General features: G+C 66.8%; 2 protein-coding genes. One reads left to right on the top strand and one right to left on the bottom strand.

Translation table 11 applies throughout. The features are described from left to right. Positions 1–500: 500 nt before the first annotated feature. A complete protein-coding gene (locus tag JYG32_RS33160) occupies positions 501–725 on the top strand; it encodes a hypothetical protein (protein ID WP_213267922.1) in 225 nt (74 codons plus the stop codon). Between the two features lie 309 nt (positions 726–1,034). Here JYG32_RS33160 and JYG32_RS33155 read toward each other — a convergent pair whose 3' ends face one another. Further along, positions 1,035–14,813, bottom strand: a complete 13,779-nt coding sequence (locus JYG32_RS33155; RefSeq protein WP_213267921.1) for a filamentous hemagglutinin N-terminal domain-containing protein — start codon at positions 14,811–14,813, stop codon at positions 1,035–1,037. Positions 14,814–14,852 lie beyond the last annotated feature (39 nt).

Raw genomic sequence — 14,852 nt, 5'->3', positions numbered from 1 at the left:
AGGAATCGGGTTCTTAGACGAAAGGCACGACGGCGGGCATCCCCCGTTTCCGCGCAGAAACGGGGCGATCCTCGCGAACGCCCCGGACCATGACCGCGGACACGTCCGGGATCGATGCCGCTTCGTTCGTTAATCGTTGCGTGGGAAACTAACCGGCTTTTGTCAGCCGGGTTGTCAGGGAGTGTCAGGCCTTTTGCAGGCCAAGGCCGTCCAACAGGGCATTCATGTCACCTGTTGAGTAAGCGACAGCCGTAGGCCGGATTTGTGACTGAAAGGCCTGTCGCGATGGCAATGTACTGATTAGATGGGCCAATGGGCCAGAAAACCGGCGCAAGCCTATCCGGCGATAGAAAAGGTTTTGTGTTGCCACAATTTCCGCGGGGTTTCTCGCGGGCTATTTGAATAGGCTTTGTCCGGAAGGGGACTTTCGGATTTTTCCGATGTTTTGGTGGGCATGGCTGAGATATAAGGAAAGGAACCATCGAACCGACCGGATCCGGATGCCATATAAAGCCTGGGAACGCAGCGGCGAGCCACGCAAGCGGCGCAAACCCAGCTACCGCGTGAGCAACGCCGGCGAGTACAACGAGAACTTGAGAAAGCGCGGCATGATCAGCCTCTATGTTCCGGGCGGCGATCTGAAGGCCATGTTCACCAATGCCAAGACCCACACGCCGGGCGTGTCGGGTCGCGAAGTCACCACACGCAGGCCTATATTGAGTTGATCTGCACGTTCTACCGGCTCTTTGGCTGGGGCATGCGCCAGATCAGCGGCTACATGGAAGACTACTGGGCCACGCGTGGGCTGGCCATTGCGGTGCCCAGCACGAGCCAGTTGAGCGAGCGCTTTGCCGCGATGCAGGTGCCGCTCCGGCAGCGCTGCCTGAAACTGGCCCAGCCCATGTCGCCGTCCGCATTTCTATTGGACGCCTCGCTGTATTGCCGTGCCAGGTCCTCGAACCGTGCGCCGCTCTTGAGCTTGTCCGGCACAACGCCAAGGCAGTCGCAAGACTGCCTCGACGATGCGCTCGCGCTCAGTCGAGCGAACTCAGTTCGAGATCGCGCCCGCCGGCCGGCTCGGACGCCTTGAGCACGGGCGCCTGCCCCGCGCCGCGCTTCTGCCCCACCACGTCGATCGTCACGCGGCGATCCGGCTGCAGACAGGCGATCACCTCCGGCGTGTGGCCCGCCGGGCAGTCGTGCGTCACCGGTTCCCGCTTGCCGAGACCCAGCACCTTCATCTTGCCCGCCTGCACGCCATGTGCCGCCAGATACGCGCGCACCGTCTCCGCCCGCGCTTCCGACAGCCGCTGGTTGTAGCTATCCGAACCCAGACGGTCGGTGTAGCCGGTGACCGTGATCGACGTCACGCTCTCGTACGCATCGCGCAGCCCCGCCGCGAACCGTTCGAGTGCCGCACGCCCGGCCGCCAGCATGTCGGATGTCGACGACTTGTCGAACGCGAACAGCGCATCCGCACTGATCGTGAAGCGCTCCGGGTGCAGCGCCGCCGTCACCATCCCTTCCGCGCAATCGCCGTTCATCGCGCCAGCCGCCGCTTCGCTCCGGCGCGCGCCGCGCACCACGCCGAACTGACGCGTCGCCGTGTTCATGAAGGTCGGCACGCCGATGTCGTATTCCACGCCACCCGCCTGCGTGAACTTGCCGCCCCCCGCATAGGCCCCGCGACCGCAATCGGCTCGCGCCGAGAAACCCGCCGAGATGATCGGCGGCTCCGCGTCGCGCACATGCCAGTCGCGCTCCGTGTTCGAGACGGTATCCGTCGTCTGCGGCACCGCCGGCCCCGCGTCAGGCTTGGCCGCAGCCACCTTTGTCAGCGGCGCCTTGTACCAAACCTGCACGCCGTTGAACTTGCCCGTGCCCGCCGCATACAGCGCGCCGTTGCTGGTGTTGTCGTACGCCGTGGCCCAGTTGTCCACGGCCGTGCCCGCCGACAGGCCATCGATGTTCCCGAGAATCACCTGGCTTGCCGGCGCCGTATAACCGTCCGGCGCCACTCCAGACACCCCATAGATCGCTACCTGACGCGAGCCCGACGCGATGCTCCCGCGGTTGATGAACCATCCCGGCCCGCTCGACGTCCCCGCCGTCTCGTCCGCTACCAGCGTCACCTTGCCGTTCGCCGCGACCGCCGCGCCACTCGCGATCGTCACGTCCTTGCCGCCCACACCGATCAGGTCGGCGCCTACGTTGACCGGCCCGTTGATGTTCAGGTTGCCGCTGCTGACCGTCCCGGCGAGTAGGGATGCATTGTTGTTCGCCTTCACGTACGACACGTTCAGGTTCCCCGGCGACGTCACCGACACGTTGTACGCATCGCGCACGTCCACGCTCGCCGTACGGGTCTGCGTCAGCGTCACATTGCTGCCCTGCGCCGCGTTGAACCCCGCCGCCGTATTCGCCGCGTCGTTCACCGCTGCCACGGTGCTCGGCGTGCTCCCCGACGCGAAGTCCGTGCCGCGCGCCGCGTTCACGATCAGATTCGCCGTGCCCAAATCCACCGGGCCCGCCGTGTCCGTCAGGTTGTAGTCCCGCTGCTGCTGCGTCGGCGTCGCGATCGCCGACGGGCCCGTGCGCACCGTCCAGCCGCCCGTCACCGCGTTGTTCGCGTTCGCCACCGTGATCGCCGGGTTCGCCAGCGACGCCACCGAGTAGCTCGTCACCGTGTTGCCCAGGTCGACCGTCACCGTCGTCACGCCCGCCGCGTTCAGCTGTGCGACCAGCGCCGGCGTCAGCACGAAGTCCGCCCCCGCGCCCTGCGCGCTGACCAGCGCCGTCTTCGTCACCGGGTCGATCGTCACCAGCGGCGTCATCGCCCCGCCGACGTTCGTCGTCGTGCCGTTCTGCACCACGTTGCCCGAACTCGCGATGTGCGTCGGATCGGCGCTCACCGTCTTGCCCGCCCCGCTCGACAGCGTCACGTTGCCGTTCACGTTCAGTGCGGCGCCGCTCGCGAGGGTGACGTTGCCGCTCTGCGACGTCGCCGTGTAGTCGCCGCCTACATAGTTGGCGGCGGCAATCGACAGATCGCCCTGGTTCTGCAGCGACACCTGACCGACCGACGTATCGCGCGTCGTATCGAACTCCGCCGAGCCCGCCGACAGCGTCGCGCCGCTCGCCTGCGCGATCGGGCCGCCGCCGTTCAGTCCGAAGTAACCGCCCGCGCCGGACGTCTGCAGCAGCGTCGCGCCCTGGTTCCACAACGTCGCGTCGCCGCCTGCGTTCGCCTGCAGGCTCGCCACGTTCAGATGCAGTTCGCTCGCGTTGGTCGAGCCGGTGATGCCGTTGTCGATCACGCCGCTGCCGATGTTCGTGCCGGCCGTCAGCGTCGCGCTCGCCGCCTGGATCTGCACCGCCGTGTTGTCGGTCGCGTTCGTGATGTTGCCGCCCGCGGTCAGCACTGCCGCGCCCGTTGTCGCGATCTGCGCGGCGTTCTCGAACACGATGTCCTGCGTCGCGCTCGCCGTTATCGTGCCGCTACCGCTCGTCACGCTCTGGTCCAGCACCACGTTGCTGCCCGTGCCGGCCGCCGTCAGCGTCACGTTGCCCGTGCCGTTCGCCGTGACGCCCGACAGGTTCGCACCCACCGCGTTGTTGACGACACCCGGCGTCAGGCTCACGCTGCCGATCGTCAGGTCGCCACTCGTCGTCGTGATGCCAACGTTGCCGTTGGCGCTCGTCTGCGCGGCCGCCGTCAACGCCTTGTCGTTGCTGGCGTATGCATCGCCCGCGCTCACCAGCGCCAGCGTGTTCACGCTGGTGTCGATCGCGTTCGCGCTCGAGCCGATCGTCGTGCCCGCGGTCAGCACCGCACCGTCGGCCGTCAGCGTCCCCGCGCTCTGCGTGATCGCGCCGCTTGCCTGCACGAATGCGTTGCCGGTCGTGCTCACATTGGCGCCCAACGCCACGTCTCCGCCGTACGCGCGTGCGTTGATCTCGCCGCTCGTCGAACTGACTGCCGCATCGACGTTCAGGTTGGCCGCCGCCGCCAGTTCGACCGTGCCCGTGCCGTTCGCCGTGACGCCCGACAGGTTCGCCCCCACCGCGTTGTTTGCAATACCCGGCGTCAGGCTCACGCTGCCGATCGTCAGGTCGCCGCTCGTCGTCGTGATGCCAACGTTGCCGTTGGCGCTCGTCTGTGCGGCCGCCGTCAACGCCTTGTCGTTGCTGGCGTATGCATCGCCTGCGCTCACCAGCGCCAGCGTGTTCACGCTGGTGTCGATCGCGTTTGCGCTCGAGCCGATCGTCGTGCCGGCGGTCAGCACCGCACCGTCGGCCGTCAGCGTCCCCGCGCTCTGCGTGATCGCGCCGCTTGCCTGCACGAATGCGTTGCCGGTCGTGCTCACATTGGCGCCCAGCGCCACGTCTCCGCCGTACGCGCGTGCATTGATCTCGCCGCTCGTCGAACTGACTGCCGCATCGACGTTCAGGTTGGCCGCCGCCGCCAGTTCGACCGTGCCCGTGCCGTTCGCCGTGACGCCCGACAGGTTCGCACCCACCGCGTTGTTGACGACACCCGGCGTCAGGCTCACGCTGCCGATCGTCAGGTCGCCGCTCGTCGTCGTGATGCCAACGTTGCCGTTGGCGCTCGTCTGTGCAGCCGCCGTCAACGCCTTGTCGTTGCTGGCGTATGCATCGCCCGCGCTCACCAGCGCCAGCGTGTTCACGCTGGTGTCGATCGCGTTCGCGCTCGAGCCGATCGTCGTGCCCGCGGTCAGCACCGCACCGTCGGCCGTCAGCGTCCCCGCGCTTTGCGTGATCGCGCCGCTTGCCTGCACGAATGCGTTGCCGGTCGTGCTCACATTGGCGCCCAGCGCCACGTCTCCGCCGTACGCGCGTGCATTGATCTCGCCGCTCGTCGAGCTGACTGCCGCATCGATGTTCAGGTTGGCCGCCGCCGCCAGTTCGACCGTGCCCGTGCCATTCGCCGTGACGCCCGACAGGTTCGCTCCCACCGCGTTGTTGACGACGCCCGGCGTCAGGCTCACGCTGCCGATCGTCAGGTCGCCGCTCGTCGTCGTGATGCCAACGTTGCCGTTGGCGCTCGTCTGTGCGGCCGCCGTCAGCGCCTTGTCGTTGCTGGCGTATGCATCGCCTGCGCTCACCAGCGCCAGCGTGTTCACGCTGGTGTCGATCGCGTTTGCGCTCGAGCCGATCGTCGTGCCGGCGGTCAGCACCGCACCGTCGGCCGTCAGCGTCCCCGCGCTCTGCGCGATCGCGCCGCTTGCCTGCACGAATGCGTTGCCGGTCGTGCTCACATTGGCGCCCAACGCCACGTCTCCACCTTGCGCGAGCGCATTGATCTCGCCGCTCGTCGAACTCACCGCCGCATTCACCGCGATGCCGGTCGCCGCCGTCAGCTCGATCGAACCACTGCCCCCCGCCGTCACCATGTTCGACAGCGTCACCGAACCGACAGTCGTGCCGACGTCGATGGCACCGTTGCCGCCAGTCGTCACCGTCGCGCCGGTGGTGACCGGCCCTGCCGCCAGCACCGTCAGGTTGCCGCCGGTGGTGCCGTTGGCTGCGCTCGTCAGCGTCGCGGCCGTCGTGCTCGACGTATCGGTCGGTTGGTATACCTGACCACCCAGCTGCACCTGCCCGGTGGTCGCGACCGACGTGCTGCCCGAGCCATCGCTGGTCGCCAGCACCGGCGTCGCGCCCGCCGCCGTCGCGGCGACCGTGTTGAACGCGATCGGCGTCGCCGCCGTGCCGATTCCGTTCACCGCGGTCAGATCGAGCGTGCGTGCCGCCACCGACGTCCCCGCCGTCTGCGTGATCGCGCCCGTCGTCGACGTCGCCGACAGCCCGTTGTTCACCGTCACGTTGCCGAGCGCGAGAGTGCCGCTCGTCACGACGTTCGCCGATTCGCCGTTCAGGATCGTCAGGCCGCCGATCGCATTGCCCGTGTTGTTCAGCACGATCCGGCTGCCGTTGCCGCCGTTGAGCGTGTTGTTCGCCGCGTTGTAGTCGATCGACGTCGACTGGCCCGGCAGCGTCAGCGTGCCCGGGCTCGCCTGCAGCGATGCGCTGCTCGCGCTGCCCGCCACCGCATTGACCGTCAGCGTGTGCGCGCCGATGTCGATCGCCGCGCTTTGCGTCAGGTTGTAGTCCTGCTGCGTCACCGCCACCGTCACCGGCTTCGCGGTCTTGACCGTCACCGTGCCCAGGCTGTTGCTGCCGCCCGTCGCGCCGTTCAGCAGGATCGACGGCGTGTTGCCCGTCACCGTTGCGCTCTGGCCGCGCAGGTCCACCGTGATGTTCGTGCTGTTGCCCAGGTTCGCGCTCGACAGGTCGAAGTTCGGACCCGCACCGCTCGCCACCACCACGCCCGTCGTCGCACTGTTCGCGTTGATCGTGCTGTTGCTGCCGCCCGTCGTCACGCTGCCGCTGCCCGAGAACGTGTTGACGCCGTTGTAGTTGCCGCCCACCGTCACCGTGCCCGACACCGTGCCGCCGGTATAGCCGCTCTCGGTCAGGTTGCCGCCGACCGTCGTGTTGCCCGTCTGGTTCAGCGTGCCGGCGGTGGTGATCGTGTAGTTGCCGGTCACCGACGAGCCGTTCTCCGTCAGCGTGCCGCTGCCGTTGGTGAGCGTCGCGTCCGACCCGCTGGTATAGCGCGTTGCGTCGACCAGCGTCGTACCCGCCGCAATGACCCCGCCCGTCTGCGTGACGAGGCCGCCTGCGTTGATGTCGAGCGTGTTGGCCGTCACGTTGTTCGACAGCGTCACCGCGCCCACGTCGTTGGTCAGCACGCCGTTCACGTCGCCCGCCACCAGTTGCACCGTGTTGCTCGCCGACACGCTGTTGCCCGTCGTGACCGCGCCCGCCGTCGCCACGCGCACATTGCCGTTGGCCGCGCTGTTGGTCAGCGTGCCGTTACCCAGCGTCAGCAGCGATGCATTGGTGTTGTCGATCACCACGTCGCCGACGCCCGTCACCTTGGTGCCCAGCGTCGCGATGTCGGTCGTCAGCGCCGTCGAACTGTCCAGCGTGCCCGAGCCAATGCCGGTCGCTGCCGTCGCGTTCAGCGTGCCGGTCGTCACGTTGTTCGCGCCCGCCGTACGGTTGTTGCTGATCGCGCCATTGGCCGCCGTCAGCGTCACGGTGCCGACCGTGTTGCTGCCGGTCGTCGCTTGCGCAAGCGCGATGTTGTTCGCCGCAGTCGCCGTGATGTTGCCGCCTGCCGTCGTGTACGACGCGCCATCGGCCATCGTGATGCTGCCTGTCTGAGCGGTCACGCCGATCGTGCCGCTGCCGCCCGTCGACACCGAGCCCGTTGCGGTGTCGGTCACGTTGCGCGCGGCCGTCATCGCGATGTTGCCCGTGCCCGAGCTCACCGGTTGCGTCGTGACGATGTCGCCCGTCGCGCCGGTCGCCGCCAGGTTCACGTTGCCGCTGCCGTTGGCTGTCACGCCGGTGACGGCGACGCCCGGTGCGACCGTCGTGATGCCGCCGGTCAGGCCCGGCACCGCGATACCGGTCAGCACCGATGCCGAGCCGACGGTCAGCACGCCGGCGTTCGTCACGTTGATCGAGCCGTTGCTGCCGGTTTGCGCACCCAGCGTCGAGTTGCCCGTGTTCGACACATACTGGTCGCCGGACGAACTCAGCGCGAGCGTGCTGGCGGCCGTGTTGATCGGACTGCCCGCGGCGCCGATCGTCGTGCCGGCCTCCAGCGCGATGCCGCTCGCCGCCAGCGTGCCGCCCGTCTGCGCGATCGCATCGCCCGCCTGCACCACAATGTTGCCGCCCGTCGTCGCGTTCGCGCCGAACGTGATGCCGTTCGCGGCCTTCACGTTGATCTCGCCCGTGCCGGTCGACAGCGTGCCGCCGGCCGTCTGCGTGACGCTGCCGGTGCCGGTCAGCCCGGCCGTCAGCACGACGTTGCCGGCACCCGTGGTCGAGACGGGTCCGCTCACCGTTTCGTTCCGGTCGGCGGCAAGACGCACGTACCCGGCGTTCTGCGCGTTGACCGGGCCGGCCACGACCAGATTGCCCGTATTGGCCGTCGTACTCGCGACCGACGTCACGTCGACGTTATGCGCCGAGTTGACCTGCACGCTGCTGCCGCCAAGCGTCACCGCGCCGGTCGTGTCGAGCACATCGAGATAAGTGCCCGATGCGGCTGCCGTGCCGGCCGAGGTGGCGCTGATCGTGCCGCCGCTCCAGACCGACAGCGGGTCGATCGTCGACACGCCATCGCCGCCGATCGTGTTGCCCGCGTTGAGCACCACATTGCCGCCCGTCGCCACGTCGAGGTTCGCGCTGCTGCTGGTGTCGGCCCCTGGTACCAGATCGGCGAGTCCATTGACGAGGTTTTGCCCAGCCGTGGCGGTGACCGTGCCCGTGCCGCTGCGTGCGGTTGCGTCGAACACGATATCGCTCGTCGTGCCGGTGGCCGTCAGGTTCACCGCGCCGCTGCCGCTGGCGTTGATGCCGGTGATCGTCGCGCCGGGCGCGTTGTTCAGAATCGTCGGCGCGAGCGACACCGAGCCGACCGTCATCGTGCCGCCCGTGCTCTGCACGTTGAGGCTGCCGTTGTTGGTCGTCTGTCCGGCCACCGTCAGCGCCCCGGCATTGGTGTCGTAGACGTTGCCGCCGGCAACCAGCGCCAGCGTGTTCACCGCGGTATTGACCGGGTTCGCCGCAGTGCCGATCGTCGTCCCCGCTGTCAGCACGGCCGCGTTTGCTGTCAGCGTGCCGGCGGTATCGGTGATCGCCTGGTTGGCCTCGATGAACGCATTGCCGGTGGTCGTGACATTCGCGCCGAGCGCGACGTTGCCCGCATCTGAGCGGATGTTGATTTCGCCGCCGGTGTTGGTGGTCGTCACCGGCGCCGCGACGTTGATGTCGCCTGCCGTCGTCGTCAGCTCGATCGAGCCGGTAATCGCACCGCCCAGCGTGGTCGTGCTGAGGCCCACCGGCTGCAGCATCGTGGTGCTGTCGAACACCGGGCCGTTGGTCGTGAAAGTGACCGCGCCCGCGACCGCGTTTGCCGGTATACCGGACGAGACGTTGAGCGTCTTGTCGTTGGTGACCTCGATCGTGCCGGTCGCCGTCGTGCCGCCCGACAGTGCGCCGGTATACGCCGCGCTCGGCATCTGCAGATAGCCGGCCAGGTTGTTGACGTCGGTGTTCAGGTTGTTGGTGCCGCGGCCAGTCACCAGCACCAGGTTGTTGGCGGTGATGGTCTTGCCAGCCGCCTGCTCGATCATGTTGCCGGCGCCCAGCGTCAGCGTGCCGCTCGAGCCTGCCACGCCGATATTGTCATCGAGCAGCAGGTCGCGCCCGGCGATCAGGCTGATCGTCCCGGTGCCGGTGGGCTGCACGGTATTCGAGTCCAGCACCGTGATGTCTCGATAACCGGCGATCAGCACGTTGCCGTTGACCGTCTTCGTGACCAGGTTCTGCTGCATGTTCTCCGGATGACCCAGCCCCTGGCCCGCCGCGGGCACATTCGACGACAACCGCACATCGGCGGTATCGCCCGCGGTATGGAAACCCTGATAGGTATCGGCATAAGTCGAACCGGACTTGACGACGATGTTGCCAAGCTGCGTCTGGACCGTCACCGGGCCGGTCACACGCACGTTCCACGAAGCGTCGGGATAGACCGAATTGCCGCCGGCGGCCACGTAGAACTGTTGGGCGACTCCCAGTGCATAGGTGCCCGTGACCGGATCGCCGGTCGGCGTTACCAGCGCGTCGACCACGGGATTGTCGCCAGACACGCCGAAGCTGGTCCGGTTGAGCGTGGTCGTCAGCGTCGTACCGGTAGCACCGTTGTTGACCGTACCGGAGACGGTGTTGACTCCAAAGCCGAGCGAGGTCATCTGCGGCTGCGCTGCGGTCGATGTCGTGTACCCGGTCACCACATACACCTGCTGCCCACCGCTCGTGACAGCCCTGGCATAGTTGGCCATGACTGCGACGTTGACGTTGAAGCCGGTGGTCAGGATAGTCTGCCCCGGCGTCACGACCGTACCCACCGGGAAGTAGAACAGCAGGCCAGCGGGCGAACTGCTGCTCACTGTGTATTGCGTCTTTGCCGCATTCCAGCCGGGGTCGGTCGGTGCCACGTAGTCTGTGCCCGCCGGGTTGGTGCTCTGCAGGCTCAGGAGCAGCACTTCTTTGTAGATCGGCACCACGCGCTCGACCGGTGCGAGGAAGTAGGTCACACCCACGCCGTCGCCGCCGGCTACGTTTTGCGCTTGTACTGCGGCACTGACCGTGCCCTGGTCGTAGGCGTCGTAGCCGGTGAAGATGCTGCTGAGGTTCTTGTCGGCATTGAGCGTAATGCTCGCCGGGTTGGTCGCGCCGGTGCGAACGATGTCGCCATTGACGCCGATGTCGCCCTGCGCGTTGACGACGATATTGCCCTGATCGGTCGTGGCACCAAAGTTGCCGATGACGACGCTGTCGCGATCGTTGATCGTCATTGTCGTGCCGGCCGCTGCATTGCCGATCTGCATGCCGCCCGACTTGTTGTTATTCTTGCTCGACGTGTTGATCGTGCTGTTCTGCGCCGCCTCACCCCATACGGTCGAGAGACCGGTCGCGAAGAATCGCGCGTCGTAGCTCGAATTGGCGGGCGCGAGGCTGCCGATGATGTTCGAACCGGTATTGATGCTGCTGCCGGTCAGGTAGACCTGATTGCTGGCGTAGACGTTGGCATCGATATTGATGTCGCCCTGAATGGAACTCCCGTTCGGCAGAATGTTCAGGTTGGTGACGCTGAGCGGCTCCGTGCTGCTGCCTGTCTTGAGATTCACATTGCGAAAACCATCGATGTACAGATAGTTCAGCAGCGGCGTGACCGGCGCGTTCAGCGTGACCGTCGATCCACCGATCGACGCAGTCAGCGGTGTCGTCGGGAGCTTCCCGATATTGGTGAACGTGACGTTGGTCAGGTCTGTCCCGTTGGGATTGGTGGTGGTCGTCGCCCGGCCACTGGTGTTGTTGGAAAGCGAGAGACCGCCCCACCATCCCGTGAAAGTCGCGGCGGGCGCGCTGAACGTCAGTACGCCGTCGTTATTGTTGCTGCACGACCACCAGCACATTCCCGCCGCCAAATCCAGCCCACTTCCCGCCGACGCGGAAAACGTCGCATCGTGCAGCGTCAGGTCTTTCGCTACGCGTATGAAAGAGTTGGCGGGGGAACCCGCCCTGAGTGTGAACGCAACCGATGGATCGAAACTGGCCACGCTCGGCGCGGCCGCACTGCTTGCAAAAGTATAGATATCGGCATTCTGAAAGCCGCTGATCCCGACTACCCCAAAGCTGCTCTCGCCCGGAGCGTATTGCAGCAGGACCGGTTGCCCCGTGCCGTAGCCTCCCGTCAACGTGCCGTTACCGCCCCTGAAATCCAGATACTTGCCCGTCGTATCCACACTGGATTGGACCCACACCCAATTGTCCGACTGGATGACCGGATCCGGGTTCGTGAAGATCACCTGACCGACCAGTCCTGAAGTCGGACCGCCGCCACCCGCCTGGATGAAGACCGAGGAGCCGCCACCGAGCGCCCGGACGTATTGCATCTGCGTCGGCAGGATGACGTCGCCATACGCCAGAACATTGACACTGCCGAGCGTGGTCAGGCTGCTCGCCGACGTCCCATCGAAGTTGTCCAGGCTGAGCAGGGTCTGCCGGAAGCCCTGGATAATCACATTGCCGCCGAACGCGTTCGCGGACGAACCGTATTTCAGCGTGATGTTGTTCGGCGTAGACGCATCGTTGAAATCGGGCCGGGCCTGGTTCGTACGGCTGCCCGAGTAGGCGCCGCCGCTCGGCAACGTGCCGCCCGCCGCCCCCAGTGCGGTACCGGTGCCGTCGGTACCGGAGATGACAACGAGGTCACCCGTCGCCGATAGCGTGATCGGGTTGATTCCGTACTGAGTGAACTTGACGAGGCCTGCATAGTCCGCCAGCGTCGCCCCCGACCTGGGTGACGGATCGGCATAGCTGCCTCCGGCCGCCTCCAGATAGAGGTTCGTCCCCGCCGCCAACACGGTCTGGTCGAGCGTCAGATTCCCGAACGCCAGGAAATTGACCTGGCCGGTCGCGGTGATGTCGCTGGCGTAGGCGTTGGTAGCAGGGTCCAGGCGTTCGGGCGTAGTGTCGTGAAAGCCTTGGACAACGATGTTGCTGAACGTGGCGCCAGTCGGCTTCTCCAGAACGACGTTGGCGGGCAAAAAGTCGGTCCGGTCCGTCGGCAGGCAGTTCACTGCGGTCTTGCACCCGGAAAGCGTCTCGATGTTGGCATCGCTCTCCAGATGAGTCGCGCCCCCGGCCCCATTCCCGTTGAAATAGATCGCGCCGACTTTGTACAGACTGCCCGCACCGATGGCGAGATCCGTGGCCGTGGTATCGCGCTGCCCCGCCCAGAGGCGGATGCCGAAACCACCGCTGCTTTCGAGAACACTGGTGCTCACGTGGATGTCACGCGCGGCATCGACCTGAAGCAACTGGGTACCGGTGGCGTCGGCGTTCAGATACACATCCCGTTCGCTCTTCAACCAGTCCCAGCCCGTCATCTGCAACGGTGCATTGATCGCGATGTCGCGCAGCCCGTAAAGGAAAAGGCCGCCGCCCGAGCCGACCTGGCCTGCGACGGTGATATCCCTGAATCCGCCGAAGTAGACCGCACCCTGGTCGGTGTTCGAGATCGTCACGTTGCCAGCTGCGGCCGCACCGTTGATGGTCAGGTCGGGAGGCAAGCCGGTGGAGTTGGCCAGCGTCAACGCGGTATCTGCGGCATAGGCCGGGCATGCCACCGAACAACCGGTGATCACGGTCAACCCGCGCGTCGTGTCGAGCGTCGAACCGGCGCCAAAGTTCACCACGCCCGCGTATGACGGGAGCCAAGCAGCGGTGGAACTCGTGTTCGGCGTGTCTTGAGCCGTGCCACCGTATGTGCCGAGGCCGCTGACCAACGTAACCGACGACAGCCCGGAAGTGCCGCCGAGCGTAACGCCGTTTACGTTGATGTTGCGGTTGGCATAGGCGTTGAAGCTGGTCAACGATCCCGTGCTGTTGGTGGTGACATCCGCATTGAGGTTGATATCGCCCGCGGCCTTCAGCGTCAGGCTTCGGGAATCCGGAATCGCTACCGCGCTGTTGACGTTGATGTCGCCGTTGCCGCTGCCTGGCGTGCCGTGGGTATCGATCGTCACGTTCGCCGCCGCCAGTTGCGACTGCAGCGTGGCCGTCGTGATCACGGACGAACCCGTCGACGACGAGAAGTTCGCCGCCCCGCCGCTCCACGTCGCGCCGCTGTCCGGCCCCGCTGCCTGAATCGTCACGTCGGTCGGATCGAGCAGCAGCGTGCCGAACGCCCCGCCCGATGCGCCGCCGGCAAGATCCGCGAAGCCGCGATAGTCGAGCGTGCCCGCGCCCGACACTTCCGCGTTTCCGCCAGCGCCGCGCCCGCTGCCCGTCGCGTTGATCGTTCCCGCGAAGCGCGTCACGTCGTTCGACCACACCACCACGTCGCCGCCCTTCGCGTCGCCTTGCGTGCCGTTCGCGTTCAGCACCACGCCGCTGCCCACCGTCGTCGCTGTCGCGTTCGCAATACGATCGTCCGCGCCGTGGAAGCCGCCGCCTACCAGCACCGTGCCGCCGGCCATCGTGCCGCTCGCATCCACCGTCGTCGAGCCCGTCAGCCCCGTGTTGCGGCCGGTGATCCGCACCAGCCCGCCGGCGCCGCTGCTGCCCGTGGCCGTCACCGTGCTGTCGCTCACCAGCGTCGTGCCTTGCGTCGTGTCCGACGCGATCGACACGTTGCCGCCCTGCGTACCGCTGGCGTCGAGCGTCGCGCCCGTCGCGCTGACGTTCGCACCGCTCACCACAATGCTCCCGCCCGTCCCGTCCGCATGGCGCGCCGCGACCGTGCCGCCCACCTTCACGTTGCCGCCCGCGCCCTGCGCGACGATGCTCACGCTGCCGTCCGGGTTCGTCTGGGTGCCCGTCGCGCGGACCGTGCCGCTCGTGTTGATCGCCAGCGCCCCGAGGTTGTTGTTCGCCGCCGCCAGTTGCGCATTGGCCGCGCTCACCACCCCGTCCACCGTCAGCTCGCCCGCGTCCCCCGCCTGCGGGATCACCGTGAACTGGCCATTGCTCAGCGTCACCGTGCTCGCCGCGATCAGTTGCACCGCGCGCCCCGCTTCCAGTGCCGCGCCGCTGCCTACCGCCACCTTCGGCGCGACGATCGTGATGTCGCCGTCCGGTGCGCTGATCTTGCCGAGAATCTGGATCGATCCGTCGGTGCCGCCCGACAGCGTCAGCGCCCCGCCCTGCATGAACGCCGTGTCCGACAGATTCTGCGTCGACGCAACGAATCCGCCCTGCACGTTGATCACGCCATTGGCGCCGACCACGATGCCGTTCGGGTTCACCAGGAATACCTTGCCGTTGCCTTGAACCAGCCCGTTGATGTTCGACGGCAACGCACCTGTCACGCGGTTCAGGATCGCTGCGTTCGTCGCCGGCTGCGCGAAGCGCACCGTCTCGCCCGCGTTCACGCCGAACGACTGCCAGTTCACGATCGCCCGCTGCGACTGCTGCTGGATCGTCGTCAGCGGGCCGTTGCGCGCGATGCCCGCCGCCCCCGCCACCACCTGCCCGCCCTGCGGCGCCGCCCACGCGAACGGCGCGCCCACGCCGAACGTCAGCACGAATGCGACGGACAGCTCACGCACCATCGGCGTGAATCCCGAACGGATCACGGCGCGACGGTCGCCGCTGCGGCGGGATGCGAGAGGACGGTTATTCGAGTGGATGGCATTCATGATTTTTTCTCCCAGGTACTGCGAGGCATCGCCGCAGCG

The sequence above is a fragment of the Burkholderia pyrrocinia genome (assembly GCF_018417535.1).
Lineage (GTDB): Bacteria > Pseudomonadota > Gammaproteobacteria > Burkholderiales > Burkholderiaceae > Burkholderia > Burkholderia pyrrocinia_E.
Note: the sequence above shows the minus strand (reverse complement) of the source record. Positions and strands in the feature narration are given on the sequence as shown.